General features: G+C 63.7%; 26 protein-coding genes. 9 read left to right on the top strand and 17 right to left on the bottom strand.

Annotated elements, in window-relative coordinates; all coding sequences use genetic code 11:
- The first annotated feature begins 11 nt into the window (after nt 1–11).
- Nucleotides 12–1,589 carry a SulP family inorganic anion transporter gene (locus NCS03_RS21970; RefSeq protein WP_250529780.1) on the top strand — a complete coding sequence of 526 codons (1,578 nt, stop codon included), beginning with the start codon at nt 12–14 and terminating at the stop codon, nt 1,587–1,589.
- Nucleotides 1,590–1,638: 49 nt separating this feature from the next.
- Here the strand turns inward: NCS03_RS21970 and NCS03_RS21965 are convergent, their stop codons facing one another.
- Nucleotides 1,639–2,304, bottom strand: coding sequence for an O-methyltransferase (locus NCS03_RS21965; protein WP_008348315.1), 666 nt, complete (start codon nt 2,302–2,304; stop codon nt 1,639–1,641).
- Between the two features lie 118 nt (nt 2,305–2,422).
- Nucleotides 2,423–3,706, bottom strand: coding sequence for a LysR family transcriptional regulator (locus NCS03_RS21960; protein ID WP_250529779.1), 1,284 nt, complete (start codon nt 3,704–3,706; stop codon nt 2,423–2,425).
- A gap of 144 nt (nt 3,707–3,850) precedes the next feature.
- On the opposite strand from NCS03_RS21960, the gene NCS03_RS21955 reads away from it, so the two are divergent.
- Nucleotides 3,851–4,351 carry a universal stress protein gene (locus NCS03_RS21955; protein WP_250529778.1) on the top strand — a complete coding sequence of 167 codons (501 nt, stop codon included), beginning with the start codon at nt 3,851–3,853 and terminating at the stop codon, nt 4,349–4,351.
- Nucleotides 4,352–4,518: 167 nt separating this feature from the next.
- Nucleotides 4,519–5,307, top strand: coding sequence for a L,D-transpeptidase (locus NCS03_RS21950; protein WP_250529777.1), 789 nt, complete (start codon nt 4,519–4,521; stop codon nt 5,305–5,307).
- Nucleotides 5,308–5,339: 32 nt separating this feature from the next.
- On the opposite strand, the gene NCS03_RS21945 is transcribed toward NCS03_RS21950, so the two are convergent.
- The 3 genes from NCS03_RS21945 to NCS03_RS21935 form a co-directional block, all read right to left on the bottom strand.
- Nucleotides 5,340–7,097: an IlvD/Edd family dehydratase gene (locus NCS03_RS21945; protein WP_250529776.1), complete on the bottom strand. Its 1,758-nt coding sequence runs from the start codon at nt 7,095–7,097 to the stop codon at nt 5,340–5,342.
- Between the two features lie 77 nt (nt 7,098–7,174).
- The gene (locus NCS03_RS21940) at nt 7,175–8,005 is read right to left on the bottom strand and encodes a siderophore-interacting protein (protein WP_008348310.1); all 831 of its coding nucleotides are present in this window, start codon (nt 8,003–8,005) and stop codon (nt 7,175–7,177) included.
- A gap of 13 nt (nt 8,006–8,018) precedes the next feature.
- Nucleotides 8,019–8,783 (bottom strand): PadR family transcriptional regulator, encoded by a 765-nt coding sequence (locus NCS03_RS21935; protein ID WP_502801535.1) that lies wholly within the window; start codon nt 8,781–8,783, stop codon nt 8,019–8,021.
- 121 nt (nt 8,784–8,904) lie between these two features.
- On the opposite strand from NCS03_RS21935, the gene NCS03_RS21930 reads away from it, so the two are divergent.
- The 3 genes from NCS03_RS21930 to NCS03_RS21920 all read left to right on the top strand — a co-directional run bounded on the left by NCS03_RS21930 (nt 8,905) and on the right by NCS03_RS21920 (nt 10,994).
- Complete coding sequence (locus NCS03_RS21930) at nt 8,905–9,486, top strand: flavin reductase family protein (RefSeq protein ID WP_008348308.1); 582 nt, start codon at nt 8,905–8,907, stop codon at nt 9,484–9,486.
- 106 nt (nt 9,487–9,592) lie between these two features.
- Entirely contained in the window at nt 9,593–10,192 is a 600-nt protein-coding gene (locus tag NCS03_RS21925; protein ID WP_175981056.1) for a LysE family translocator, read from the top strand.
- Between the two features lie 34 nt (nt 10,193–10,226).
- Nucleotides 10,227–10,994: a class I SAM-dependent methyltransferase gene (locus tag NCS03_RS21920; RefSeq protein ID WP_250529774.1), complete on the top strand. Its 768-nt coding sequence runs from the start codon at nt 10,227–10,229 to the stop codon at nt 10,992–10,994.
- Here NCS03_RS21920 and NCS03_RS21915 read toward each other — a convergent pair.
- The 5 genes from NCS03_RS21915 to NCS03_RS21895 form a co-directional block, all read right to left on the bottom strand.
- Entirely contained in the window at nt 10,967–11,419 is a 453-nt protein-coding gene (locus NCS03_RS21915) for an ApeP family dehydratase (RefSeq protein ID WP_008348304.1), read from the bottom strand. The genes NCS03_RS21920 and NCS03_RS21915 overlap by 28 nt on opposite strands.
- Nucleotides 11,419–12,216, bottom strand: coding sequence for a beta-ketoacyl synthase chain length factor (locus NCS03_RS21910; protein WP_250529773.1), 798 nt, complete (start codon nt 12,214–12,216; stop codon nt 11,419–11,421). The genes NCS03_RS21915 and NCS03_RS21910 overlap by 1 nt, the downstream gene beginning before the upstream one ends.
- Nucleotides 12,213–13,418: a beta-ketoacyl-[acyl-carrier-protein] synthase family protein gene (locus NCS03_RS21905; RefSeq protein ID WP_033536216.1), complete on the bottom strand. Its 1,206-nt coding sequence runs from the start codon at nt 13,416–13,418 to the stop codon at nt 12,213–12,215. Before NCS03_RS21905 ends, NCS03_RS21910 begins: the two co-directional genes overlap by 4 nt.
- A gap of 80 nt (nt 13,419–13,498) precedes the next feature.
- Nucleotides 13,499–14,242: a class I SAM-dependent methyltransferase gene (locus NCS03_RS21900; protein WP_250529772.1), complete on the bottom strand. Its 744-nt coding sequence runs from the start codon at nt 14,240–14,242 to the stop codon at nt 13,499–13,501.
- 161 nt (nt 14,243–14,403) lie between these two features.
- Nucleotides 14,404–14,772: a hypothetical protein gene (locus NCS03_RS21895; RefSeq protein ID WP_175981049.1), complete on the bottom strand. Its 369-nt coding sequence runs from the start codon at nt 14,770–14,772 to the stop codon at nt 14,404–14,406.
- A 353-nt stretch (nt 14,773–15,125) separates the two neighbouring features.
- Between NCS03_RS21895 and NCS03_RS21890 the strand changes: the two genes are divergently transcribed.
- Both NCS03_RS21890 and NCS03_RS21885 read left to right on the top strand, forming a co-directional pair.
- Nucleotides 15,126–16,397 carry an MFS transporter gene (locus tag NCS03_RS21890; protein WP_008348295.1) on the top strand — a complete coding sequence of 424 codons (1,272 nt, stop codon included), beginning with the start codon at nt 15,126–15,128 and terminating at the stop codon, nt 16,395–16,397.
- Nucleotides 16,398–16,443: 46 nt separating this feature from the next.
- Nucleotides 16,444–17,646: a mandelate racemase/muconate lactonizing enzyme family protein gene (locus tag NCS03_RS21885; protein ID WP_250529771.1), complete on the top strand. Its 1,203-nt coding sequence runs from the start codon at nt 16,444–16,446 to the stop codon at nt 17,644–17,646.
- A 19-nt stretch (nt 17,647–17,665) separates the two neighbouring features.
- Here NCS03_RS21885 and NCS03_RS21880 read toward each other — a convergent pair whose 3' ends face one another.
- The 7 genes from NCS03_RS21880 to NCS03_RS21850 all read right to left on the bottom strand — a co-directional run bounded on the left by NCS03_RS21880 (nt 17,666) and on the right by NCS03_RS21850 (nt 25,641).
- On the bottom strand, nt 17,666–18,352 hold the full coding sequence (locus tag NCS03_RS21880) for a GntR family transcriptional regulator (protein ID WP_250529770.1): 687 nt from the start codon (nt 18,350–18,352) through the stop codon (nt 17,666–17,668).
- Nucleotides 18,353–18,535: 183 nt separating this feature from the next.
- Nucleotides 18,536–19,348: a polysaccharide deacetylase family protein gene (locus tag NCS03_RS21875; RefSeq protein ID WP_250521967.1), complete on the bottom strand. Its 813-nt coding sequence runs from the start codon at nt 19,346–19,348 to the stop codon at nt 18,536–18,538.
- Nucleotides 19,345–21,717 (bottom strand): MMPL family transporter, encoded by a 2,373-nt coding sequence (locus tag NCS03_RS21870; RefSeq protein ID WP_250529769.1) that lies wholly within the window; start codon nt 21,715–21,717, stop codon nt 19,345–19,347. The genes NCS03_RS21875 and NCS03_RS21870 overlap by 4 nt, the downstream gene beginning before the upstream one ends.
- A 7-nt stretch (nt 21,718–21,724) precedes the next feature.
- A complete protein-coding gene (locus tag NCS03_RS21865; RefSeq protein ID WP_250441020.1) occupies nt 21,725–22,309 on the bottom strand; it encodes a LolA family protein in 585 nt (194 codons plus the stop codon).
- Nucleotides 22,310–22,313: 4 nt separating this feature from the next.
- A complete protein-coding gene (locus tag NCS03_RS21860) occupies nt 22,314–23,216 on the bottom strand; it encodes a lysophospholipid acyltransferase family protein (protein ID WP_250457428.1) in 903 nt (300 codons plus the stop codon).
- A 68-nt stretch (nt 23,217–23,284) separates the two neighbouring features.
- Nucleotides 23,285–24,967, bottom strand: coding sequence for an ApeI family dehydratase (locus tag NCS03_RS21855; RefSeq protein ID WP_250529827.1), 1,683 nt, complete (start codon nt 24,965–24,967; stop codon nt 23,285–23,287).
- Between the two features lie 20 nt (nt 24,968–24,987).
- On the bottom strand, nt 24,988–25,641 hold the full coding sequence (locus NCS03_RS21850) for a COG4648 family protein (RefSeq protein WP_250529768.1): 654 nt from the start codon (nt 25,639–25,641) through the stop codon (nt 24,988–24,990).
- A gap of 454 nt (nt 25,642–26,095) precedes the next feature.
- Between NCS03_RS21850 and NCS03_RS21845 the strand changes: the two genes are divergently transcribed.
- On the top strand, nt 26,096–26,356 hold the full coding sequence (locus tag NCS03_RS21845) for a phosphopantetheine-binding protein (RefSeq protein WP_008348277.1): 261 nt from the start codon (nt 26,096–26,098) through the stop codon (nt 26,354–26,356).
- Nucleotides 26,357–26,360 lie beyond the last annotated feature (4 nt).

Below are 26,360 nucleotides of genomic sequence, written 5' to 3'. Positions count from 1 at the left end.
CGAAAAAAACCATGAACTCGAATAACCGTCTAGCCACTTTTCCGCGAGACATGTTCGCGGGCACTGTCGTGTTTCTCGTCGCGATGCCCTTGTGTCTCGGCATCGCCAATGCATCCGGCGTGGAGCCGTTCGCCGGTCTGCTGTCGGGCATTATCGGCGGCCTCGTCGTCGCGTTGCTGAGTGGCTCGCAATTGAGCGTGAGCGGCCCTGCCGCGGGCTTGATCGTCATCGTCGTCGATGGCATCGCCGGGCTTGGCAGCTTCTCCGCGTTTCTGCTCGCGGTGCTGCTTTCAGGCGCGATTCAATTCGGCTTCGGCATGTTGAAAGCGGGGCGCTTCGCGGCCTATGTGCCTTCGTCGGTTATCAAAGGCATGCTCGCGGCTATTGGCCTATTGCTCGTCATCAAGCAGATTCCGCTTGCTGCGGGATTCGCGAATGCAGGCGCGCCTGCAGCGAACGGTCCGGGCATGCTCGACACGCCCTTCGGTCCGATATCCGCAGCGGCGTGCATTGTCGCCGTAGTCTCGCTTGCGATGCTCGCAGGCTGGGAAACACGCTCGATGCGTCGCTTTGCGCTCGTGCGCGCCGTGCCCGCGCCGCTCGCAGTGGTCGCGTTCGGCATCGGTGCGACTCTGCTGCTCGATCTGTTCGCGCCTGGCTTCGCACCGCCCGCGCAACATCGCGTCGCGCTGCCGTCGCTGGAGTCGTTCACCGCGTTCACGAATGCGCTCGAATTGCCGAACTTCTCGCAGTTCGCGAACCCCGATGTGTGGCGGCTCGCATTCACGCTTGCTATCGTCGCAAGCCTCGAAACGCTGCTGAGCCTCGAAGCTGTCGAGCAACTCGATCCCAAGAAGCGCGCGGCGCATCCGGATCGCGAGCTGAAGGCGCAGGGCATCGGCAATATGATGGCAGGTGCGATTGGCGCGCTGCCGATAACTTCCGTCATCGTGCGCAGTTCGGCGAACGTGCATGCGGGCGCGCAGAGCCGATGGTCGTCGTTCATGCATGGCGCATTGCTACTCGTGAGCGTGTTCGCGCTGACGAGCGTCATCAACCTGATTCCGCTGGCCTGTCTCGCGGCGATCCTGATCTTCACGGGTCTCAAGCTCGCCAAGCCTTCGTTGTTCGCAGCGGTCGCGAAACAGGGCATCGAGCGCTTCGTGCCGTTCATCGCGACGATTGCCGGCGTGCTGTTGACCGATCTGCTGATGGGCATTCTGCTCGGCATTGCATGCAGTCTTCTGCTTGCCATGCGCGCGAACCTCAGCCGTCCCATTACGATTGCGCAGCACGACGATCACTATCTGGTGTCGTTCAGAAAAGACGTTTCATTTCTTGGCAAGGTCACGCTGAAACATCATCTGCGCACGATACCCGACGGCGCGACGGTGATCTTCGACGCTTCACGCGCGGACTATATCGACCCCGACGTGCGCGAGGAGATCGACAGGTTCGTGGCCGCGGCGGCTTCGCGCGACATGCATGTCGAATGCGGGAAGCTGCCGCACCTTCGCTCGCAAAGTGGTGCGCCCGCATTGCGAGGCAGATGGCTCGGCTTGCGCAGGCAGGAGATGTCGTCGGAGTAAGAAGAAGTCGAACGAGGCGTCTCGATGCACCAACCGTTGCGGGCGCCGTTCACGAGACGATCGAGATCGAGAATCCGTCCCACCCTTTGCTGCCGACCGTTTGAATCGCCGTGGACGTCACGTGGGTATCGGCTGCGAGCATGTCGAAGAACTTGCGCACGCCGATGACGTCCGGGTCGGCGCTGCCGACGTCCGCCACGCGGCCACTGCGGATCACGTTGTCCGCGACGATCACCGTGCCGGGCCGGCTCAGGCGCAACACGAGGCGCAAATAGGCGGGATAACTTTTCTTGTCGGCGTCGAGAAAGATGAAATCGAAAGGCGGAATGCCGTCGCGCACGAATGATTCGAGCGTATCCACAGCGTCGCCGACAATCACCGACGCAACGCCCGACAATCCGGCGCGTTCAATGTTCTTGCGCGCGACGGAAGCATGATGCTCGACGGCTTCGAGCGTGATGAGCGTACCGTCCGCAGGCAGGGCACGCGCAAGCCAGATCGTGCTGTAGCCGCCGAGCGTGCCGAGTTCGAGAATGCGTCGCGCGCCGCGCAACTGCGCGAGCATCTGCAGCAGCTTGCCCTGGTTTGGCGCGACGTTGATCGCAGGCAGCCCTTCGTCCGCGCTGGATTTCAATGCGGCTTCGAGTGCGGCGTCCGGCGTTTGCGTTCGATCGCACAAGTATTCGTCCATCGCAAGCCATTGCTGTTCGTTCATGGCATCTCCTTGCCGTTGCGGTTATCGCGTTCTCTCGAACGATACAACACGAATGGAGCCCCGTACAAAATGCGTCTGCGCGATAAACAATTCAGATGACCTTGAAAGCAGTTCGCAATCAAGGTGACACATTTGCGCCGACTGTCTTGACGATACTGCGCGACTCGCGCCGCAACTCATGCCCGAGTTGATCGACGGTCAAGCGGATTGCGTCGATCAATGCACGCGCGGCCGGCGAGGGCGTGCCGCCTGCGCGCATCGTAAGCCCGATCTCGCGGCGCGTGGCTTGCAGCGGAATGTCCATTACGATTAGCTGACCCGACTCGCATTCGTAGTGCAGTTGTTGTGCGGATACGGCAGCGAGCATGTCGGTATGCATCAGGAGCCCGCGAATGACCGCGAGATCGGCGGTCTCGACGGTCGGCATCGGCGGTTTCAGTTTCCATCGCTTGAACTGCGCTTCGAACATTCCGCGCGCGGGTGCCTGGCTACGCGGCAGAATCCATTGCGCAGCGATCAGCTCCTTGAGCGTCAGGCCACTTCGCGCTGCAAGCGGATGCCCGCGACGCGCGATCACGACGATATCTTCCGACATGAGGCGCTCATTGACGAGTCCGCTCGACGCATCGTTCTGACGCAACGCGCCGAGCACGAAATCGATATCGCCGGCACGCAGTCCCGCGACCAGCGTTTCATACGAGCTCTCATCCGTCACGACGCGCACGCCCGGATATTGCGCGGCAACGCGCGCGATCGCGCCAGGCAGGATCAACGTTCTGCCGAGCGGCAGCGCGCCGACCGTGACATAACCTTGAATCGTGCCGCGCAGCGCCGCGAGATCATCAGGAATGTGGCGCAGTTCGTTCAGCGCGCGCCGCACATGCAGCACGAAAGTTTCGCCTTCGCTGGTGAGCAGCAACCCGCGCGGACTGCGATAAAACAGTTGCATGCCAGCGCCGGTCTCCATGATGCGGATCGCGCTGCTGACGGCCGGTTGACTGAGCCCCAACGTCTGCGCTGCGCTCGGCATGTGACGATGGCGCGCGAGTGCCGAGAACAACTGAAGCCGCCGTGTATTGAGCAGAAAGGCCGGGAGCGTGCCGCCTGTCGCGGTCCGACGCCGTGACTGGCGCGTGGCGCACCACTGCGCCAGTTCTTCGAGTTCGGCGAAGATGCGCTGGCAGCGCAACAGCACAGCGCGTCCCGCAGGCGTGGGCAACATGCCCGACGGACGACGCTCCAATAAAGTTTCCCCGACCGCCGCTTCGAGTTCCTGCAGCGAGCGTGTGACCGCCGATTGCGCGCGGAACAGTGCCGCGGCGGCGCGCGTGGCGCTGCCCGTTTGTGCGACGAGCCGAAATGCGCGCAGATACGCGAGATTGAGCAGTTCCCGATTGTCCATGTGAAGGTGCCCGATGCCATCAGTTTGATTTATCGCATCGTACAGGCTCGTGCGCTTCGCGCTCATTTTCCCCTAATTGTCGTTGCCGATCATGATGTCATGCATAGAGCGATGGATGTCATCGATTGATCGGAGGGTTGCGCCATGTATCAACATATCCTCGTCGCAGTGGGCCCGAGTTTCAGCGAAGCCGCTCTGTCGACCGCGATTGCGCGGGCGCGCGAAAACAACGCGCGTCTGACCGTGCTGCATGTGATCGAATCGTCGCCGTGGTGGGCGGGATGGCAGATGGAATGTCTATCGGACCTGCCCGCGCTCGTGAATCAGCTCGCGCTCTTGATTCGCGGCAGCAGCGAGAAGATGCTTCGGCGTGCGGGCATCGATGCGGACTGGCAAACGCGCACGTTGCCGCGAGACGGGCGCAGCGTCGGCCGCATCATCGCCGATGAAGCCAATCGCCTCGATGCGGATCTCGTCGTGCTCGGTGCAAGGAAGCGCGGCGTCTTCAGCTTCGGCATGGACCGTGTTCGTAACGTGGTGTGCCGCCATACGAATCGGGAAGTGCTGATCGCAACCGCATGCGTCGCTGATTCGGCGGACGTGATTGAGATTCGCGGCGCGGCGTTGCAAACGCATCACGCCTGATGCGCTTATGCGACGGTATCGGAAACCGCATCACCCACGCGTAGAGAAACGCGTGCTGCGATATGTCGCGGTACAACCAGAAGTGGCTGATCGACAACCCCTCGGAGAGCGTTGATAATCGCATCGCTTCAATTTTTGCGACGACTTCGTTTTAAGAGGGATAGGGAGTGCGTAGTTTCTGTTTGGGCCAGCGCCGTTGGAAATGGCTGGCTGTAGGTGTCGTGGCTGTGCTGGCGTTAGGCGCGCTAGCCGCAAGCGTCAATGTCATGCCTTCTGACGCGGCGGCAAATGTATCGATGGAAGCGGTCGCGTCGAGCCCGGTGCTCGCTTCGGATCCCTTGAAAGGGCTGTCTGTAGTCGATGCAATCGAGGTGATTCAGGCTCAGGCCAGTGCATCGTATGCTGCGAATGCAGCCATTGAACCCCACGATGGAAAGACGGCCGGCCCCGTCGTCCCGGATGGTTTCAGCTTCGATAGGGCACCGACACCCGCATCCACGACGGTGCCTTCCATTTGCTCCAAAGCCAAGCACATCATTTGTGTCGATAAGACGACTTTCACCGCAACGGTTTATAAAAATGGCATAGCGCAGTGGTCGTATTATGTGCGTCCCGGCGATGCCCGCGGTGCGCGATATGCCACAGGCGAAGGTCGCGGACGCATAGCTTTCAAGAGCCGCCATCACGTTTCAAAGGCCTATGGAACGCCCATGCCCTATGCGATGTTCATTGCATGGGACAAGGATCAAGACAAGCACTCCGGTCAGGCCTTCCACCTCTCATACGATTTTCAGAACCAAGGATATGAGGGCGCCAGCCATGGCTGCATGGGAGTAGGATCAGAGGCAGTCATGCAGCGACTGTGGGAGACAAGTCCTGTGGGCACGCAAGTGTATGTCTATCGCAGTTCCAACGATCCTTCGGAAGCCGTGGCTGACGGATCGAGTCCCGGTTGAAAAAAAGGCCACGCTCAAGTGGCCTTTCGAGCCTATCGGCGCGGTATCACCCCGCGGGTCTGCGTAGCTCGAAGAAAGTCGAAGTCGACGCCTTTGTCCGCCTGGGTGACGGTGTCATAGAACAGCTTGCGATAACCGCGATCCGCAGTGGGAATCGTGACCGGCGATCCTTTAGCGCGCGCTGCGAGTTCTTCATCGCTGATGAGCAGACTGATCTCGCGTTTCGACACGCTCAGGCGAATGCGGTCGCCCGTTCGAACATGCGCGAGCGGACCGCCCACCGCCGCTTCAGGCGTCACGTGCAACACGATGGTGCCGAACGCAGTACCGCTCATGCGTCCATCCGAGATGCGGACGATATCCTTGACGCCCTTTACCGCGAGCTTGCGCGGGATAGGGATATAACCCGCTTCGGGCATGCCCGGCGCACCCTTCGGCCCGATGTTCTTAAGCACGAGGATATCGTCGGGCGTGACATCGAGATCATCCGAATCGATGCGTGCCGCGAGATCGGCGCCGTTCTCGAACACGACCGCGCGCCCTTCGTGTTCCATCAACTTCGCATTTGCCGCCGATTGCTTGATGATCGCGCCGCCCGGCGCGAGATTGCCGTCCAGCACCGCGATACCGCCTTGCGGATAGATCGGCTTGTCGAAGGGGCGCACGACATTCTGCGCGAAAGCGGGGCCCGCAGCATCGATCTCTTCGCCGAGCGTGCGGCCCGTCACCGTCAGCGCGTTCAGGTTCAATAGCGGCTTCAATTCGCGCAACAGCGTAGCCATGCCGCCGGCCTCGTGAAAGTCCTCCATGTAATGGGATCCGGACGGCTTCAGATCGACGAGCACGGGAGTCTCGCGTCCCATGCGATCGAGCGCTTGCAGATCGATGTCATAACCCATGCGTCCCGCGATCGCCGTGAGATGCACGATGCCGTTGGTCGAGCCGCCTATCGCGAGCAGCACGCGCATTGCGTTCTCGAATGCTTGAGCCGTGAGGATCCTGTCGATGGTGAGATTCTCGCGCGCCATCTGCACGGCCTGCGTGCCAGTGAGCTCGGCGACGCGCATACGATCCGACGTCACCGCAGGCGGCGAGGCGCCGCCTGGCACGGTCATGCCGAGCGCTTCGGCGATGCACGCCATCGTGCTCGCCGTGCCCATCACGGAACATGTCCCCACGCTCGCGACGAGTTGATTGTTCACCGCTGCGATTTCCGCTTCGTCGATCTCCTCCGCGCGAAAGCGGCCCCAATAGCGCCGGCAATCGGTGCATGCGCCGACGCGCTCGCCGCGATGGGCTCCTGTAAGCATCGAGCCGGTGATGAGTTGAATCGCGGGAATGCCCGCCGATGCCGCGCCCATCAACTGCGCGGGCACGGTCTTGTCGCATCCGCCGATCAGCACGACCGCGTCCATCGGTTGCGCGCGGATCATCTCTTCGGTGTCGATCGACATCAGATTGCGCAGATACATGCTCGTCGGTTGCGAGAACGATTCGGCGATCGATATGGTCGGGAAATCCATCGGCAAGCCGCCCGCGAGCATCACGCCGCGTTTGACGGCTTCGATGAGTTGCGGCGCATTGCCATGACACGGGTTATACGCGCTGCCCGTATCGACGATGCCGATGACGGGCCGATCGAGCGCACTATCGGTATAACCCGCGCCCTTGATAAACGCCTTGCGCAGAAAAAGCGAGAAGCCATTGTCGCCATAGCTCGTCAGCGATTTGCGCAGGCCGCTCGGTTGCGCGGGTTCGTCATCGGACTTTTTCTTGAACGTGTCGGTCATGGTCGCCCTGCCGTGTGATAAGCGTTGAACGTCTCCGTGCCTCGATTATCACCGGTTTATCGTCGGGCGATCACGAATCAACCGTCGATCGTTTCGTGCACGCCTTGTTCGCCGCGTTTCCAGTAAGCCGAAGCGCGAATGCGTTTCTTGTCGATGCCGCGTTCGTCGCATAGCAGCTTGCGCACTTCGCGCATGAGCGTGGCTTCGCCCGCCGCCCACACATAGCCTTCGCCATCGGGCACATAGGTTTCGCGAAGGGCGAGCAGCAACGCGCCGCCGGGATGTGAGCTTTCGTTGCGATAACGCCATTGCGCGTACAGATCGGCGCGCGTGTCGAATTCAATACGCGCGGAAGGATCGGCCACTTCGATGAGCGTCGCGACGCGCGTGCCTTCGGGCAGTTCTTCGAGACGACGCGCGATGGCGGGCAGCGCGGTTTCATCGCCGATCATCAGATGCCAGTCGAAGTTAGTTGGGATGACGAACGAACCGCGCGGTCCACCGATACCGAGATGCTGACCGGGCGCGGCCTGCGCGGCCCAGGCCGTTGCGGGACCGGCTTCGTGGAGTGCAAATTCGATATCGAGCTCGCGCGCATCACGGTCGAAACGACGCGGCGTGAAATCGCGCGCAATCGGACGCGGTTTGGCCGGATCGAACTCGGGACCGTTCGGACCCGCTTGCGGCAGCGCGGGCAGGGTCTCGCCCGGCGCGGGGAAAAACAGCTTGACGTGATCGTCGAACGATGCACTGACGAAATCGTCGAGCGAGTCACCCGTGAAGGTCACGCGCACGAAGTGCGGATTGAGCGCCTGGACGCGCGTGACTTTCAGCAGCCGAAACTTGAGCGCGTGGCGCACACGCGTGACTTCGAGATCGGGCCGGTCTTGCAGGATGGAATCGGTCATCGTCTTTGGCTCCTTACGCCTGCTTCGGCGCCGGGTTTTGTTCGATTTCGGCCGTCGCGCGCGCGAGGATCGCGGCGATGCGGCGTTGTTCTCCCTGCGATGCGTCGGTGCGCAAGAGCAGCGCCTTCTTCAGCGCGCGGCGAGCGGCGATCAGCTCGGGCGCCCAGCCGTTGTCGGCGGCGGCGTCGTCGACTTCTTCGCCCATGTACGCGCGGCGCACGAGATCCATCTTGCGGGCGAAATGCGTGAGCTTCGCGAGCATGATGTCCACGCGTTCGCGATTGGATGCGAGGTATTCGCGGCCCGCGTCGGAAAGGGCATAGCGCTTGCGGTTGCCTTCCAGCTCGACGGTCGTATAACCGAGCTCTTCGAGATAGGTGAGCGCCGGATAGACCATGCCGGGACTCGGCGCGTAGAAGCCGTTGGAGCGGTCTTCGAGCGCCTTGATGAGTTCATAACCATGACGCGGTGCTTCGGCGAGCATTGCGAGCAGCAACAGTTGCAAGTCGTCCGACGAGAACTTGCGGCCGCGCGGCATGCCGTCTTCGCCGCCGAACCCGCCCATGCCGCCCATGCCACCGGGGCCGCCGCCGAAGCGACCGCCGCCGCCATGGCGATCACGGCCGATCATTCCCCAACGTTCGAAAGCGAATCGTTCGTGCCACGCTGGGGCGTCGAACGCAGAACCATCAAAGCCGAATGCGCGGAAACCGCCGTCACGCGCACGTTGAAAGCAGCGGGATTTCATAGGGAACACTCCAGATATGTCGTAAAACATATCTAAAGATATATATCGTAAGAGTGTCTGTCAAGAAGATCTTCTTAGGATCGATCGGCGGACGCGCGCATTTTGAACGCCGCATACAATGGCCCGCATTGTCTTTTGCACACATAAATCCATGAGCCATTTCCGTCCCGTCAAGCTGGAGCACGCCAGCCGCCTTATCAACCACGGTCCGACCGTTCTCGTCACCAGCGCGCACGGCGCGCGCCGCAACGTGATGGCCGCCGCCTGGTCGATGCCGGTGGAGTTCACGCCGCCGCGCATCGCCGTCGTGATCGACAAGCGCACCTACACGCGCGAGCTCGCCGCCGCGAGCGGCACGTTCGGCATCGTCGTGCCGGGTGCGGCGATGATCGATCTCACGTACGCCGTCGGCTCGACGAGCGGGCGCGAGATCGACAAGTTCGAGGCCTTCGGAATCGACATCGTGGAAGGGCCGGTGCTCGGTCTGCCGCTCATCGAAACGAATTGCGCGGCTTGGCTCGAATGCAGGCTGATCGACGAGAAGCACACGGAAGACGCCTACGACACCTGTTTTGCCGAAGTCGTCGCAGCCGCTGCCGATTCGCGCGTGTTCGTCGACGGCCACTGGATCATCGACGAATCGAATCAGCCGCTACACACGATTCACCATCTCGGCGCGGGGAAGTTCGTGCGCGCGTCGTCGATGGAACAGGCGAAGCCGCTTGCGCGCTGACGCCGTCGATGCGCCCCTGGACACGGCTAGCAAACCTTGCCGCGCGGCAGAAACGGCATCGAATTATGGTATTAAGCACGTTGCATCCAATATTCAAAACCGTTCCATGCATTCGAGCTCCCAGGCCGCGCTCCTTTTGCTCGGCATCGTCATCATCCTGATCACGCCCGGACCGACCAACACACTGCTCGCGACCGCGGGCTTGCGTCGCGGCGTCAGGCGCGCCACGCCGCTCATGGCCGCCGAGCTCGCCGGCTACCTCATCGCAATTTCCGTCTGGGGCTATCTCGTCACGCACGCGGCCGGCTTTCTCACTTGGCTCCCGACATTTCTGCGCGTCGCGTGCAGCGTCTACATCGCCTATCTCGCCGTCCTGATGTGGCGCACTGCCGTCTCCCTGCCGACGTCCGCGCAAAAGACGGTCGGCATGCGCACCCTCTTCGTCACCACATTGCTCAATCCAAAGGCGATGCTCTTCGCGAGCGCGATCTTTCCGGCCAGCGCCTTCGGCAATGCCGTCGTTTATCTTCAGACGATGTCGATCTTCGCCGCCGCGCTGATTCCGATCGGCTTTCTGTGGATCACCTTCGGCGCGGCGCTCGGCACCGGGCGTCTCGCGTGGCTGAGTCCCGATCGCGTTCAGCGCGGGGCATCGATCGTGCTGGCCACGTTCTCCATCGCGCTTGCGTGGACGGCGCTTCACTGAAGCGATAAAACGAACAGCGAAATCTGGAGACTGAATGACCTCTCATCGGCGCGATCCCCTCGACAAGAAAGCTCCGCACGAGCCGCTCACCTCCTACTACGCCGACGAATCGAAAAGGCGCGTCTGGCTGCGCGGCATCTTCGACCGCACCGCATCCGACTACGACGCGATCGAACGCGTGATGGCGCTCGGTTCCGGTCCGTGGTATCGAAATCGCGCGCTGCGATCGGCGGGACTCGCGCGCGGCATGCGCGTGCTCGATGTCGGCATGGGAACGGGGCTCGTCACGAGGGAAGCGGTCGCGATCACCGGCGATCCGGCGCTCGTGACCGGCGTCGATCCGAGTCCGGGCATGGTCGGCGAGGCGCATCTGCCGATCGGCGTGCAAACGCGCATCGGCACGGCGGAAGATCTGCCTTGCGAGAACGCCGCCTACGATTTTCTGAGCATGGGCTTCGCGCTGCGTCATGTAAGCGATCTTTCGAAGGCCTTCGACGAATACTTCCGCGTGCTCGCGCCCGGCGGACGGCTCTGCGTGCTGGAAATCACGCGGCCCGGGCATGGTATCGGCATCGCTGCACTGAAGTTCTATATGCGCGGCGTCGTGCCGACGATCGCGCGCATCGTCGGCAAGAAAGGGGAAAGCGTCGAGTTGATGCGCTATTACTGGGACACGATCGAGGCCTGCGTGCCGCCCGCCGATGTGATCGCCGCGATCGAGCGCGCCGGTTTCATCGACGTGCGCCGCGACGTCGAGCTCGGCATCTTTTCCGCTTATTGCGCGACGAAACCGGCGCGCTGAGCGGCGTCGAGAATCACCGCAGCGCGGCCGCTCAGCAGCAGCCGGCCTGCGCAGTGAACGGTGAAGCGGTAGAGTACGGTGTTGTCGTCGCCGCCCATGCGTTGGGCTTCGATATCGAGCGGGGCGTCGAGCGTGTCGAGCCGGTCGATGTGCGTTTCCACGCCACGCACGCTGGTCAGCATCCCGACGCGCGGTCTCGCTTCGTTCGATGCGACGAGCGCGCCATGCGCCGCCATCGCCTGCGCCGCGTATTCGATGCCGCATACCGACGCGAGACGTCCCTTCGAGCGCAAAGGATTATCCGGCGAAACATGACTCGTCGCGGTGCAGCGGATGCGCTTTGCATCCCACGCGACGACGCCATCCAGCAGACACATGGAGCCGCTATGCGGAATGCGCGCGGCGATCCAGTCGCGGCCGAACATCATGACGGCTCGACGCTCACGGCGAGCTGCGTGCCGTCGAGATAATCCAGCACGACGTTCGCCGCCCGCCGATGCGCCAGCGCGTCGAGCAACGGCAGCGCGCGCGCGGCGGGATTCGACAGGCGCAGCGCTTCGAGATCGGCATCGGCGAAAGCGGAAGCGTCCGCGTCCGACAGATGCGCTTCGATGCGCCCGAGCGTCCGCTCGCTCTCATGCGGCGCGAGCACCAGCGCGACGCCGAACGCATCGACGATGGGACGCACTTGGCGCAACGGCTCGGGATAGTCCGTGTCGTAGGCGACGAGCAGCGTCGCGGCGCCATCGACGCTCACTTGCGCGAGGCTTTCCAGCAAGCCGGCCGCGAAGCTGCCGTCGTACGCGCACAGCACGTTCGATGCGGCCATCGCGCGTGTCGCGATGCTCCAGTAGCCCGCGGGCGCGTTGTGGACCGAGTTGTGGAAGCGCGTCGGCGAGAGCTGCGGTTCGGCGCTCGCGAGGGTTTCGCAGATCGCGTGGAAATTCCCGCCATCGCCGCCGGATGCCGCGAACACGGCGGCGAGCGTCGCGGCGTCGCGGCCGCTCTGCGCGACCGCTTCGTGCGCGGCAGCGAGCGCCGCGCGCACGACCGGCCCGGTGCGCCGGCGTTCGGCCGGCGGCAGACCGGCGGGCGCGGGCAGCACGGTTTGAGCGGCGTCGCGAACGGCGCGCTGCGTCAGCACGTCGGCGGCATGGGGCCAGTCGGCCAGGCCCGGACCAATCACGCCGATGCCTTCGATAAATGCACGCAATGGAGTCATGCCGATGCCGCTCCCTTGCGTCCGAACACGAGACTGCAGTTCGTCCCGCCGAAGCCGAACGAGTTCGACAGCACAGCCCGCAACGGCGCAGCGCGCGTCGTCAGCACGTAGTCGAGGCCGAGCGCCGGGTCCGGCTCGGTCGTATTGGCGCCTGCGGGAATCATCTGGTGCTGCAGCGTCAACGCGGCGATCACCGCTTCGAGCGCGCCGGCCGCGCCGAGCGTATGCCCCGTCGCGCCCTTGGTCGAGCTGCACGGCACGCGCGCGAACAGGCTCGTAAGAGCGCGGCTTTCGGCGGCGTCGTTGCTGGGCGTCGCCGTGCCGTGCAGATTCACGTAGCCGATGTCGCTCGCATCGAGACCGGCGCTCGCGAGCGCCTGTTCCATCGCGATGCGCGCGCCGAGTCCCTCCGGATGCGGCGACGACATGTGATACGCATCGCTCGATTCGCCGATGCCGAGCAGGCGGATCGCGTCGTCATCGGCGGGATCGGCCAAATCGCGTTCGAGCAGCGCGAACGCCGCCGCCTCCCCGATCGAAATGCCGTCGCGCTTCACGTCGAACGGCTTGCACGGACCCGGCGCGAGCAGTTCCAGCGAATTGAAACCGTAGAGCGTCGTGAGACAGAGCGTATCGACGCCGCCGACGATGGCCACATCGATCACGCCGCTTTCGAGCATGCGCCGCGCCGACCCAAACACCTTCGCGCCCGACGAACACGCCGACGACACCGACGCCGCCGGCCCGCGCAGCCCGAAATAGGCGCGCACGAAAGCGGCGAGCGAATAGGGGTTGTGCGTGTTGGCGTAATTGAAATCGGCGGGCAGCGCGCCCGTCCGGGTGTCGCGACGCCGGTAGGCGAGTTCGGTTTCGAGGATGCCCGCCGTGCTCGTGCCCATGAACACGCCGACGCGCTCCAAGCCGTAACGCGCGATCGCTTCGCGGACGCGGTCGTCGAAGCCGTCCTGCGTCATCGCGAGTTGCGCGAGCCGGTTGTTGCGGCAGTCGAACGCGGCGAGATCCGCGGGCACCGGCGCATCCTCGATGCCCGCGACGCGGCCCGTATAAGTGGCGAGCGCGGCGCCCTCGAAGTCGCACGGCGCGAGTCCGCTGCGTGCGTCCGAGAGCGCGGCGAGCGTCGCGTCGAGCCCGCGGCCCGCGCAACTCGTCGCGGTGAAATGCGTAAGCAGAAGAGGATTCACTACGGGCTCGTTTCCCTTGAGTCGGGAGCGTTCGAAAACGATGAATTGTAACAAACGAGGCCTTTGGACGATGCCGCCAATCAGCCGACGGGACGCGCAATCAACAGACGATTGGCGTCGTGCGCGCCGTGGCCCATCTGACGGATGGAGACCGCGAATCGCAGATCGCCGAGCAGCGCGAGCCATTGCGCCTCGCTGCGGACCGTCAGACCGTTCGCGCGCCCCGAACGCGCGATCTGCATGCCGAAATCGATGGCGCGATCGAGGCGCGCGTGCCAGCCCGCGGCGGCATCGCTGACGCGCAGCAGGAGCACGCCGTTCGCCGCGAGGCTGGCGCGCGCGCGGCGGAGGATCGACACCTGCGCGTCGGCATCGACGTAATGGAGCACATCGCAGGCGACGACGACATCGGCATCGGGAAACGGCGCGGCGCGAATGTCGTCGCACACGAATCGGATGCGCGCCTCGTGCGCCTGCAACGCGATGCGCGCCCAGGCGACGTCGCGCGGCGTCAGATCGATGCCGTGAATCGAGCGCGGCACGGGCGGCGCGGGCCAGCGCGCGGGCCACGCACGCTGGGCGTGTTCGCCATGCCACGCGTGCGCGCCGACGAGGCACGCGGCGAGCAAGCCCTGGCCGCTGCCGAGATCGAGGATGCGCGCGCCATCCGGAATCAGGCCGTGCGCGAGGATATGGGCGAAGAACGGATCGCGACGCAGCTTGGCCGATGCGAAGTGCCACGCGAACCGGCCCGCCGCGCGGTAGGGGCGGCTGGCGGTTTCGATGAGCGCGGCGGGCAGCATTCGGGCGAGGGGTGAGTTCACGTATGCAACGGCCCCTGACGGGTCAGCCCTCGACTATAGATTCAATCTTTCGAGAGCGCCGGAGATCGTTGAGCATGTTCGAGTCTGAACACGTTGTTTTTTCCGCATCGCGACGAAGCACATCCGCGCGCGGATCGATCGTTGCGCGAAGATTTCGGCCCTCACAGACCGTCTGCGCTCGCGGGATTCTCGAAGTGATCGACGCAAAAGAACCTGACGTTTATTCCGTTTCGCGACGCGTCAAGTGCAAGTTGCACGCGGTTTTCGACGGTCCTGCTAACGGCGGTCGTTGCTTGCTCGACTGCCGCGTCTATATCCGCTTGCGCGGCCCGTTTTTGCGTGGCCAGCATCCTGAGCGAGCTCCGCAGATGCAAGAGATCCGCCTCGGCTCTTGCGAGATATCCGTGACTTTGATGCAAGCGTTCAATGATGCTGTCGAGCTCAGGCGTCGCTTCAAGTATGGCGACGGCTTTTGCGTCGAGCAAAGACCACAGCCTCGCTTCGGCGACGGCATCCGGATTCTGAACCACGTTGCCTCGAGTGCGAAGGGGCACTGGAAATCGTGATGCTTCTTGCGCTGGCACCTTTCATTCTCCTGTTTCGGTTTTGGCTTCGAAAAATTCGCTGACTGAAGGTCTTCGCTCAAATAGGACGTTGTCTATCGATCGTTCTTGGATGTTTAGAATTGCGAAGATTTAATAAAGCGAAGCGTGACACGCTACGGCACACAAATTGGTGTCTCATACATCAGATACTTCGGGTTGACGGAGAAAACGCTGCTGGATACCGTGTTGTCAATATTAAATAGGTATGTTGACCATTCGATATTCGGGAGGCATTTTTGGAGCGTCAGGAATTTGGGCCGCAGGTCATTCGAACGGTGATGTGGAAGATCGTGCCGTTCGCGTTCATTCTTTACTTCTTCAACTATCTCGACCGGGTGAATGTCGGTTTCGCGGCCCTGCAAATGAATCGGGAGTTGGACATTTCCCCGACCCAGTTCGGCACGATCGCATCGATGTTTTTTGCGTCGTATCTGCTGTGCCAGATTCCGGCCAACTTCGCGCTTCAGCGCCTGGGCGCGCGCCGCTGGATCAGCTTCATCGTCATAGTGTGGGGCGCGGTTACAGCACTGACATTCTTTGCCCAGACTGCGACCCACGTCGCGATCGCGCGCCTGCTGCTCGGCGTGTTCGAAGCGGGTTTCTTCCCCGGCATGATCTTCTATCTCGCCTGCTGGTTCCCTGCTCGCGAGCGAGCCAAGGTCACGTCGTTTTTCATGATGGCGATTGCCTTTTCCTCGGTCGTCGCGGGGCCGATGTCCGGCTGGATCGTCGAGCACGTCCACATGGCCGGGTATGGCGGCTGGCGCTGGCTATTCGCGATCGAAGGCGTGCCGACCATTCTGCTGGGCGGTCTGGCTTTCTTCATTCTGGTCGACGCGCCTGCGGATGCCAAATGGCTGAACAAGGATCAAAGAGCGTGGCTCGTAGCGGAGTTGCAGCGGGAAAGAAGCGCGCAGGGCGCCGACGAACAGCCGACGCTGAAGATGGTGTTGGGCAATTCGACGATCTGGAAACTGGCGCTCTCATACATGCTGATTCAAGCGGCCTCGCAAGCATCGAATTACTGGCTTCCGGGGCAGGTGAAGGGATTCGCGGCGTCCCTGACCGATACGCAAACCGGGCTCATCATGGCGCTGCCGTATGTCTGCGCGATGATATCGATGCCGCTTTGGGGCGCGCACTCCGACCGCACGGGCGAACGCAAATGGCACGCCGCGCTACCGATGCTGCTTGCGGGTGTCGGCTTCTTCGTCATCGCGAGCGTTCCGTCCATGTCGCTTCGCATGGCTGGCATGGCGTTGTTTGGCGTTGGCATTCTGAGCTTCTACGGCCCGTATTGGGCCATTCCCCCTGCAATGCTGTCCCCGGCCGGTCTCGCGTTGAGCATCGCTTTTATCAACTCGTGCTCCAGTCTCGGCGGCTTTCTCGCGAACCAGGCGCTCGGACATGTCTCTCAGGCTTACGGATCATATGGCGTGTTCATGGTCGAGGCGGCTTTGTGCGTCGCCGCGTTCTGTGTGCTGGTCACGATGAGCATTCCTCGCCAGACACCGAAGGTCGGTCCGTCGGCGCAAACCGCGAACGCTTGACATCGTCGCATCGGGCTCCATCGAAGTCTCTCTGGAATATTGATAAATGAAAATAACGAACGTCGAAATATTCGATTGTGAAGTCAGCCGAACCGATCCGCGCATGGCGCGCTTCAATCCGGTCCTTATCCGTATCAATACCGATGAGGGAATCAGCGGCATCGGCGAAGTCGGCCTGGCCTATGGCGCGGGCGCAAAGGCGGGCGTCGGCATCGTGCGCGACCTGGCCCCGCGCATCATCGGCAAAGATCCGATGAAGGTCGAAGCGATCTGGGAAAACCTGTTCCGCGCAACGTTTTGGGGCATGGGCGGCGGAAACGTCTTCTACGCGGGCATGAGCGCGATCGATATCGCTCTGTGGGACATTCGCGGCAAAGCCCTGCGCGCGCCGGTCTATCAGTTGCTCGGCGGCAAGACAAACGAGCGGTTGCGCGCCTATGCCAGTCAACTTCAGTTCGGTTGGAGCGACACGCATCAAATGCTTACACGCCCCGAGCAGTACGCCGACGCAGCACGCAAAGCCGTCTCGCAGGGTTATACGGCGATCAAGGTCGACCCGTTGCAAGTCGACCGCAACGGCGGCCCGCCGCTCGATTGGGAAGTCAACCAGAACTACTTCGGGCTGTTACGAGCGGACCAGTTGCGCATGGGTGAGGAACGGATCGCGGCCATGCGCGAAGCTGTCGGGCCGGACGTCGACATCATCATCGAAGCCCACGCGCTGCTTGGAGTCAACGCAGCAATCCAGTTCGCGCGGACTGTCGAGCCGTACAACATCCTGTTCTATGAAGAGCCGGTTCATCCGCTCAACATGGACAACATGGCGATGGTCGCGCGCAATACGTCTATCCCGATCGCGACCGGCGAACGCTGCTATACGCGTTGGGGTTATCGCGATCTGTTCGAAAAACAGGCCGTGGCCGTGATACAGCCGGATATTTGCCTTTGCGGCGGACTGACGGAGGCGAAGAAAATCTGTGACTATGCAAACCTGTACGACGCGACGATGCAGGCACATATTTGCGGCGGGCCGGTCTCGACTGCGGCAGCGCTCCACCTCGAAGCCGCGGTACCGAACTTCATCATTCACGAGCATCACACGCACAGCCTGAAGGATTGCGTGCGCGAGTTGTGCATTCACAACTATCAACCCGAGCGCGGCGACTTCTCAGTCCCGGATTTGCCGGGGCTTGGGCAAGAACTGAACGATGACGTCGTGAAGCGGTATCACGCCTTCACGATCGAATAAGCGCACCACGCGCCCGGCTTTACTGCATTCGCGCGATGTCTGTCAACAGACGTCGCGTGCGCTCCGTGAAGCCACAGTTGATGTGTTCTGCAAGAATGATGCAGGCTCCGTCGACATCATTTTCGACCAGCGCGCGGGTGACTGCACGATGCTCGTCAATCGATTTATTGATGTACTCGCGCGAGAACGTCAGGCGATTGCGCATCGCCAATACCTTCGTGCTTATCGTCGAGTAGCAATCGATCAGATAAGGGTTGTCCGAATGCCTGACGAGAATCTGATGAAACTCATGATCGAGCGCGCGATACGTTGCCAACTCGAACGTTGCGTGCAAGGCGCGTGCAGCGTCGAGGTTCCGGTTCAGTTCTTCCATGAGGCGGGCAACGTTCTCGCGCATGGCGGAGCGAATGGCGGCCTGTTCGAGCGTAATGCGTAGCGTACTGATGTCGCAGATGTTCTTGTCCGTCAGCGAGAACACATACGTTCCCGACCGCGCTTTTATCTCGACGAGGCCGGCAATGCTCAATCGAAGGAGCGCTTCACGGACGGGCGTTTTGCTCAAGCCAAAAAGGTCGGACAGCCTGGATTCCGTGACTTGTTCGCCAAACTCCAGTTCTCCATTGACGATCAACTGTCGTAGCCGCTCCTCGGTGATTTCCGCCAGTGACTTCGGTGCATCAAAAGCAATTCGTTCAAGCCCTCTCACAGTCACCCCTTATCTTCGTCATCCGACATATTGTTTACGGAAAAAGACACATCGCTTCGGATCCAAGCATACTTTGCGACTGTGGCTTTTCTCTTCCGGAAGATTCTTATTTGCAATCCGAAACAATAGTGTGCGCGGAGTGAATGGGGTGCTCACCAGAATCGAGCGGAGGGGCCGCGCCGTCTATCCGACGATTGCCTCGCGCAATGTGACGGTGACAAGCCCGCGATCCGCCGCCGCGCGCAACACGGTGTCGAGCGCGGCGAGCACGATGGGCGCGCCGTTTGCGTCCCTTGCGGCGTGGCCATCGTGGACGAGCAGAATGTCGCGCGCAGCGAATCCGTTCAGCAAACGTCGCGAAACGAGCGATGCGTCGCCGGTGCGCGTATCGAAACCGCGCCGCGTCCAACTGGCGAGCTGCAGGCCGAGCGCGCACAGCACCGGTTCGAGAAACGGATTGCGCAAGCCCGCTGGCGCGCGAAAGAAAAGGGGCCGCGTGCCTACGATTTCCTCGAACGTGGCTTGCGCAGCGTCGATCTCGCGCCGCAACGCGCCCGGTCCCATCAGCGAAAAATCATGCCGATGCCGCTGGCTGTGATTCTCGACGGCATGTCCGCGCGCGACGATTTCCCGAACGATGTTCGGATAGGCGCGCGCCCGCTCGCCGATGCAGAAGAACGTCGCCCGTGCCCGATGCGCGTCGAGCAGATCGAGCACGCGCGGCGTCACGTCGGGATCGGGGCCATCGTCGATGGTGATGGCGATGCACGCACCCGCCGATTCGGGGAGCGTCGTCCAGTTGTGGCCGAGCAGGGCGCTTCGCGGCCAGAGTCCCGCCGCCGTCAGCGCGAGATGCGACGCGATCACGCCGCCCGCCGCCCACGGCCAGGTCGCGGGCGCGAGGATCAGCGATGCCAGCGCGCCCGCGTGCACGGCCGCCGCGCCGCCGATCAAGGGCGTCGGCGTCCAGCGGCGCGGCTCGCCGGGCGCGTTCATCGCGACAATCCCGAGCGCGGCGCGAGAATCGCCGAGAACAGCAGCGCCAGAATCGCGCCGGGACCGACCGTCAACCCGAAGGTCTTGAGCATCGGCACGTTCGACAGCGCGAGCAGCCCGAAGCCGAGCACGGTCGCGAGATTCGCGATCGCGAGCGAGACGAGCGTTTGCGGCGAAACCGCGTCGTTTTCGGCGTGCGCGCGATAGTTGAAGAAGAGCGCGTAATTCGAGCCGACCGCGACAATCAGCAGCATGCCGATCAGATGCAGGATCGTCAGCGACTTGCCCGCGAGCGCGAGGCTCGCGATCACGACGATCACCGCCGCGACGAGCGGCGCCAGCGTGCGCGCCGCGCGCACCGGTGAGCGCAGCGCGAGCACCAGCAGCACGACGATCGCGGCGAATCCGCCGAGCGACAGGCGAATGTCCTCGTGCACGTAGTTCCGGTAGAGGCGATCGGCTTCCGCTTTCATGTCGACGAACAGCGCGTCCGGCACGCGCGCCGCCGCGATCGCCGCGCGAATTTGGTGCACCCGCACGTCCGAGCCTTCGGCCGCGCGCAAAGGCAGCATCGCGGTCCAGCGGCCGTCGCGTTCGGTGAGAAGCGAATCGACGGCGAGCGCCATCGACGTGCCGCGCAGATCGGCGCGTCGCAAGAGCGGCTGCGCGCGCGCGGCTTCGACATCGGCGATGAAAGGCTCGAAAACCTCGGGCTTCACCTGGATCGTCTGATCGCACAGGGCGGGCGCGAGACGCGCGCGCAAGGTATCGGCATCCGGCAGGCTCGCGATGCGCGCGCGCTGCGCGGCGTCGCTCGGCAGATACGTCGCCGGGCTTTCGAAACCGGCGATCACGCGGGCATCGACGAGCGGCTGCAATTGCCGCGCGACGGCTTCCGCGCGCTCGAGCGCGGCCTGCTCGCTCGCCGCCGACACCACGACGAGATAGCGCACGTCCGGCGCACCGACATCCGCGCGCAGGCGTTCGTCGAGATCCTGGCTCGCCTTCGGAACCGGGCTGAGCGACGACAACTCCTGGCTCCACAAGCCGTGCCGCTGCATGAGCAGCGTCGCGAGCGCGGCGAAAAGCAGCACCGCGAGCGCCACGCGCAAGTGCGACGCGCGCGCGGCGAAACGCGCGAGCACATTGCCGAGGCGCGAGACATCGCGAATCGCGAAGCCTTGCGGCAGCAGATGCGGCAGCACGAAGCGCGTGACGATGCCCGCCGTCGACAAACCGACGATCGAATACAGCCCAAGCTGCACGAGGCCCGGAAAGCCGGAGAAGAGCATCGAGGCGAAGCCGCAGATCGACGTCAGCACGCCGAGACGGATCGTCGGCCAGAAGCCCGCGACCCAGTCCTTCAGCGATTCGCGCCGTTGAACGCCCGCCGATTGCACGAAGAGATAGATCGAATAGTCGACCGCCTCGCCGATGAGCGTCGTGCCGAAACCGAGCGTCAGACCGTGGACCGTGCCGAACGCGAGGCTCACGGCGGCCACGCCCGCCGCGACGCCGGAAAGCACCGGCATCAGGCCGAGCAAGAGCGTCGGCACCGACCGATACACCGCGAGCAGCAGCACGACGATCAGCACGATGCTCGCCGCCGACAGCCAGCGCACGTCGCGCATGATCGTGTCGCGCGATTCGACGGCGATGACGCCCGGCCCCGTCAGCAGCAGGCGAAAAGGCGTCGCGCCCGGCGCGGCCTTGTCGAACGCGGCGCGGATCGCGGCCATCGCGCTCGCTTGCGCGTCGGTGTCGGAACCGGGGCTCGCGGTCTGCGCGAGCAACACGGCGCGCTGGCCGTCGCGCGATGCCCACACGCCGCCGTGCATCGCGGGCTGCGCGCCGCTGTCGAGACGGCTGACGAGCGCGGTGACTTCGCCGGTCGGATCGTGCGGCAGCAAGTCCTTCGTCATCATGCCCGCGGACGAGGCGAGCAGGTCGAGACTGTCGGCGAGCGCGTCTTTCAGGCCGGATTCGCTGAAGCGCTCGGGCGTAACCGATGGACTCAGCCGATAGCGATGCTCGAACACGAAACGCTCGTCGCGCGCCTGTCCGACCGGCTCGCCGTTGTTGATCGCCGAAAAGCGCTTGTCCTCGCGCAGCGTCGCCGCGATTTTGCGCGAGAGTTCGGCGCGCGCGTTGGCATCGCCGCCCTCGATGCCGACGAGAATCAGCCGCGACACGAGCCCGTCGCGCAACTGCTCGACGAGCACGCGCTGCTGCTCGCTCGGCGTGCGCGGAAGGAAAGCGGAGAGATCGGCGGAAAAGCTCGCGCGCGCGATGATCGCCGCGCACGCCGCGAGAAAGCACAGCCAGACGATGACCGCCGGCTGACGCAAGGACCGCGAGACCGCGCGCATGCCGCGGTCAGTGCGCCGACGCGTCTTGCAGGCGCATCAGCGAGCGGTCGCCGTCGGCCTGGCGAATCTCGACGCGCGCGAGCGCCGCGCCCGTGCCTGCGAGCGTGATCGAGCTGACTTTCTGCTGCATGCGCGAATCGATCGGCACGAGCGTCATCGTCCAGTCGTTGCCTTTGCCGTCGATCGAAACCTTGTACGCATTTTCGAGCGCGAAGCGGTTGCCCGCGAGCGTCGCGCGAATGCTTTCGATGAACGCGCCCAGTTCCGGATAGTTGCGCAGCGGGATCGTGATTTTGCGGCCGTTGCGGTCGACGGTCAGCATGTCGCCATCGACGACAAGATTCTCCGGCTTCGGACTCGTCGTGTGCTTTTCCAGATGATCGGGCGCGACGAACACGAGCTCGCCCGACGATTCGAGCGGCGCCTGCGCGATCTTCAGATAACGCGTCTCGGTGAAATGCGCGCGGCCCGATTTCTTCGCGCCGAGCGTGTTCATCAGGCGATCGAGCGTCCAGGGGGCGTCGGCGGCGACACTGATCGTCGATGCAGCCGACAGCAAGGCGGCCGTCAGAACGGCGGCGAAAATTCGCATGAGTTCAGGAATCCCTCGTCGCTTCCCGCAGCGGCGCCGCGCTCGCGGGCGCGTTGTCCTGCGCGGCGCTCGTCTGCCAGAAATCGAAATAGTTGAACCAGTTGTACGGCGCGGCGCGGCAATACTTGTCGAGCAGCGCGACATAGCGCGTGAGCGCGGCATCGACGGCGGCGGCGCGCTCGCCGCGCTCGATCTTCGAGAAATCGGCGAGCGTTTCGAAATGGATGTCGTAGCGATTGCCGCCGAGATACAGCCCCGTCATGAAGACGACCGGACGGCGCAGCACCGCCGCCATATGCAGCGGCCCGAGCGGAAACGCGGCGGGCGCGCCGAGAAAGTCGCGTTCCCTGAGCGCGTCGCCGGCCTGGGGCAGCGTGCGGTCCGCGAGAATGCCGACGAGGCTGCCCGCATCGAGCCGCTCGCGCACCTTGAGCATCGCATCGACTTTGCCGAGACCGATCACATCGTGATGCGCGGCTGGATTCACGGCGGCGAGGATCGCGTTGATCTTGCGCGCGTTCTCTTCATACATCGTGATCGCGATGCGGATATGCGGCTGCGCTCGCCCGATCGCGCGCACCACTTCGAAGCTGCCGAGATGCGCGCCCATCAAGAACGCGCCGTGTCCGCCGGCGAGCGCCGCTTCGACATCCTCGACGCCGTGCGTCCGGATATCGAACAGATCGAAGCGCTCGTTGAGCAGATAGATGCGGTCGTGAATCGTCGATGCGAACGAAAACACATGCCGATACCCGTCGCGCCAGCCCGCATGCCGCCCGAGCGCGCGATTCAGATAGCCGCGCGACGCACGCCGCGCGCGCGGCGCGAACACGACGAAATACGCGGTGATGATCCGCAGCAGCACGCGCCCGATGCGCCGTCCGAAGCGCAGCGATATCCACGTCATGAAGCGCAGCAACGCGAGGTTGCTGCGTTCCTGGCGGTCGGCCCAGTCGTCGCGGTTGCGCGGCTTGTTCACGATGGTCGAGCGTCCCCGGCGGACGGCGCCGCGAGCGCGCCGCTCGCCACCGCGCGTGCGCCCGCGCGAATCGTGAAGCGGATCGCGCCGCTCGCCGCCGTTTCGTAGGCGATATCGAGCGCCTCGCCCGGTTTCGCCGGACTCAGGAATTTCGCCGATTCGATCCTGCACGCGTCAGCGCTCGTGCCGAGCGCGGCGCCGATCGCGTCGAGCGCGTGATCGAGCAGGACGACGCCCGGCACGATCGGATGGCCGGGGAAATGTCCGGCGAGCGCGGGATGATCCGGCGGCACGGTGAAGCTCAACGCCGCGCGCCGCTTGCGTTCCTGCTCGATCAGTTGCGTGAGCACGTCGCGCGGCAGCTTGCCGGTCGCGTTGCGCGGCAGCGTTTCGACGAACAGCAGCGGACGCGGCATGAACGCGGCGTCGATGCGCTCGCGCAACGCGCGCTGCAAATCCGCCACGGCAAGCCTCGGCGCGACGACGAGCGCCATCAGACGGCGCACGGGTTCGCTGTCGGCTTCCGTTTCGTCAGGCATGTAGAACACGCCGTCGACCACGCCCGGCACCGCGTTCAGCTGATGATTCAAATACGCGAGCGACGTGCGCTTGCCCGCGATGTTGATGAGATCCGCCTTGCGCCCGTGCAGCAGAAAATGCGTCTCGTCGATGAGTTCGAGCGCGTCGCCCATCGGCACCGGCGTTTCGACGTGTCCGCCCGACGCCCACATCGTCGGTTCGCCGGGATCGTCGGCATCGTCGGCGCGTGGCGTCAGCGCGATGTCGGGAAACAATTCCCACGCGGCGGTGCGCGCAGTGCGGCGCGTCGCGATCTGGCCCGTTTCGGTGCTGCCGTAGATTTCCATCAGCGGCGCGTCGAGGCGCGCTTCGGCGTCGAGCGCGAGCTTTTCCGAAAGCGGCGCGGTCGCCGACAGCACGAGCGATGCGCGCGGCAACGCTTCGTCGTTGGCAAAGAGCGCGCGCAGATGGATCGGCGAGCTGACGAGCACGCGCGGTTCCGGCACGGCGTCGAGTTCCGCGCGGATATCGACGGGATAGAACGGCTGACGGTTGCTGAACGCGAGGCCGCCGATGAGCGCGAGCAGCACCGTCGATTCGAAGCCGTACATGTGCTGCGGCGGCACCGTGCCGATGAGCGTCGCGCGGGCTTGCCCGAGCAGGCCGAGCCGGTCGGCGGCGGCGCGCACGTTCTTCACGAGAAAGCCCCACGTCTTGCGATGCGGCACCGGCACACCGGTCGAGCCGGACGTGAACACGTACGCGACGACGCGCGCCCCGTCGATATGCGGAACCTGCGCTTCGCCGGAAACGTCCACGTGCGCAACCTCCGGATAGCGAAAGCGCGGCAGATCGATCGCGCAATCGTCGCTGTCGTGCAGGCAAAACGCGTCGGGCGCGAACGAGGCGAGGGCGCGCACCATTTCCGGCGTGTGTGTCGAAGGCAGCAGGCTCGTCTTGCCCGCGACGAGCGTCGCGCACAGGCTCACCGTGAAGCGATACCGGTCCGTACACACGTTGAACACATGCCCGCCTTCGGGAAGCGCATCGGCGAGCGCGCGGACATCGGCGAGAAAGTCGCGCACGGAGACGCTCGCGCCGTCGCGCCAGGCGATGGTCTGATCCGGCGATGTGTGGAAAACCAGCGGAAAAGTCTGCATGTGCGATGAATTCGACGGCATCACTGCGCTCCGCTGCGACGCATCTGCATCGAATGCGCGTAGGCGCGAACGGCGTCCATGATGCTCGACGGCTCCATGTCCGGCAGCGCGATGCGCCGGCACGCGTATTCGGCGACGAACATGAGCCCGACGAGCGGCAGCGCGAGATAGTTGGCGAACGTGGACCACGTGACGATCGATGCGAACGCGAACAGCATCGTCGATACGAACGCGGTCGCGACGAAGAAGAGCGTCCATGCCAAGGTGACACGCCGCGTGTAGCGCGCGACGCGCGGCTCCAGCTTGCCGTGGACCATCGTCGCGAACTGCGTGCAGAGCGGCTCGCGGCCCGGTCCGAGCGTGCGGCCGAACATCCACGCGAGCGCGAGATTGAAGCTCGTGTGTTCGATCCACAGCCCCCAGCCGAAATGCGCGGTGAGCGGCGCACGCGCGAGCCAAAGCGCCATGCAGCCGAGCGCCCAGAGCGGCAAGAGCCACGCGCGCGCGTTCGAGCGCACGGCGGCGTTCAGCGCGATCAACAAAAGGGGTGCGAGCACGAGCGCGAGGCCGAGTCCGTGCGCGCCGGGCGTGGACGCGGCATGGTGCGCGCCAAGCTGATACGCGACGATCGCGGCAACGACGCCCGCCGCGCGCAGAAAGCGGGTGGCGTTCATCGGCGCGCTCCCGCGGGACGCGACGGGCGCTCGAAAACCGCTGGTCGATGAAAAAAGGTACGCAACATGGGATGCGGCTGCGGCGCTCTTTAGTGAACGCTCGGTTGTTGAAGAAAACTCGGCAGTCGCCCGCCTGACGATCATTTTCCCGCGCCGGTGCGCGGGCGGTCTGTAACCGATTGTTCGATGATCTTACATTCGTCAGACGCGCGAATTTTACCCTACCGACGCAGGGGTCCCGTCACGCGGCGAACTCCCTGATTTTTCTCAAAATTACACCGGTGCCGGATGCCATGCGGCCAGTTACCTTTCCTACTAGGCGTCCCAAGGGGCATCGTCTAGAATTTCGCCACTGCAATTATCTCGATAACAGGCAGCCGACGACGTGCGGATAAGCGGGGCGCACGTTTTCCGAGCCGCCCTTGGCGCCTCCCTGCGCTGGCCTGTACACACGATGAATGAACTGGAAAGAGAGCTCGCCGAGCTGATCGTCGCCGAACTGAATCTCGAGGACGTCGATCCCAAGGCCGTCTCGGCCGATACGCGGTTGTATGAAGAAGGTTTCGGGCTCGATTCCATCGATATTCTGGAGATCGCGCTCCTGATCTCGAAGAAGTACGGCTTCGAACTGCGCTCGGACAATCCGGACAATCAGAAGATTTTCGCGAGCCTCGGCGCGCTCGCGGCGCACGTCGCCGCGCATCGCACGCGATAAGGCC

This window comes from Caballeronia sp. ATUFL_F1_KS4A, assembly GCF_023630905.1.
GTDB lineage: Bacteria > Pseudomonadota > Gammaproteobacteria > Burkholderiales > Burkholderiaceae > Caballeronia > Caballeronia zhejiangensis.
This window is presented reverse-complemented; position numbering and strand designations above follow the sequence as displayed.

Excerpts from the sequence above, each read along its gene's own strand:
- NCS03_RS21970 (WP_250529780.1), top strand. The coding sequence starts at position 12 with ATGAACTCGAATAACCGTCTAGCCACTTTTCCGCGAGACATGTTCGCG.
- NCS03_RS21965 (WP_008348315.1), bottom strand. The coding sequence starts at position 2,304 with ATGAACGAACAGCAATGGCTTGCGATGGACGAATACTTGTGCGATCGA.
- NCS03_RS21960 (WP_250529779.1), bottom strand. The coding sequence starts at position 3,706 with ATGGACAATCGGGAACTGCTCAATCTCGCGTATCTGCGCGCATTTCGG.
- NCS03_RS21955 (WP_250529778.1), top strand. The coding sequence starts at position 3,851 with ATGTATCAACATATCCTCGTCGCAGTGGGCCCGAGTTTCAGCGAAGCC.
- NCS03_RS21945 (WP_250529776.1), bottom strand. The coding sequence starts at position 7,097 with ATGACCGACACGTTCAAGAAAAAGTCCGATGACGAACCCGCGCAACCG.
- NCS03_RS21940 (WP_008348310.1), bottom strand. The coding sequence starts at position 8,005 with ATGACCGATTCCATCCTGCAAGACCGGCCCGATCTCGAAGTCACGCGT.
- NCS03_RS21935 (WP_502801535.1), bottom strand. The coding sequence starts at position 8,783 with ATGTTTTACGACATATCTGGAGTGTTCCCTATGAAATCCCGCTGCTTT.
- NCS03_RS21930 (WP_008348308.1), top strand. The coding sequence starts at position 8,905 with ATGAGCCATTTCCGTCCCGTCAAGCTGGAGCACGCCAGCCGCCTTATC.
- NCS03_RS21925 (WP_175981056.1), top strand. The coding sequence starts at position 9,593 with ATGCATTCGAGCTCCCAGGCCGCGCTCCTTTTGCTCGGCATCGTCATC.
- NCS03_RS21920 (WP_250529774.1), top strand. The coding sequence starts at position 10,227 with ATGACCTCTCATCGGCGCGATCCCCTCGACAAGAAAGCTCCGCACGAG.
- NCS03_RS21915 (WP_008348304.1), bottom strand. The coding sequence starts at position 11,419 with ATGTTCGGCCGCGACTGGATCGCCGCGCGCATTCCGCATAGCGGCTCC.
- NCS03_RS21910 (WP_250529773.1), bottom strand. The coding sequence starts at position 12,216 with ATGACTCCATTGCGTGCATTTATCGAAGGCATCGGCGTGATTGGTCCG.
- NCS03_RS21890 (WP_008348295.1), top strand. The coding sequence starts at position 15,126 with ATGTGGAAGATCGTGCCGTTCGCGTTCATTCTTTACTTCTTCAACTAT.
- NCS03_RS21885 (WP_250529771.1), top strand. The coding sequence starts at position 16,444 with ATGAAAATAACGAACGTCGAAATATTCGATTGTGAAGTCAGCCGAACC.
- NCS03_RS21875 (WP_250521967.1), bottom strand. The coding sequence starts at position 19,348 with ATGAACGCGCCCGGCGAGCCGCGCCGCTGGACGCCGACGCCCTTGATC.
- NCS03_RS21870 (WP_250529769.1), bottom strand. The coding sequence starts at position 21,717 with ATGCGCGCGGTCTCGCGGTCCTTGCGTCAGCCGGCGGTCATCGTCTGG.
- NCS03_RS21865 (WP_250441020.1), bottom strand. The coding sequence starts at position 22,309 with ATGCGAATTTTCGCCGCCGTTCTGACGGCCGCCTTGCTGTCGGCTGCA.
- NCS03_RS21860 (WP_250457428.1), bottom strand. The coding sequence starts at position 23,216 with ATGACGTGGATATCGCTGCGCTTCGGACGGCGCATCGGGCGCGTGCTG.
- NCS03_RS21855 (WP_250529827.1), bottom strand. The coding sequence starts at position 24,967 with ATGCAGACTTTTCCGCTGGTTTTCCACACATCGCCGGATCAGACCATC.
- NCS03_RS21850 (WP_250529768.1), bottom strand. The coding sequence starts at position 25,641 with ATGAACGCCACCCGCTTTCTGCGCGCGGCGGGCGTCGTTGCCGCGATC.
- NCS03_RS21845 (WP_008348277.1), top strand. The coding sequence starts at position 26,096 with ATGAATGAACTGGAAAGAGAGCTCGCCGAGCTGATCGTCGCCGAACTG.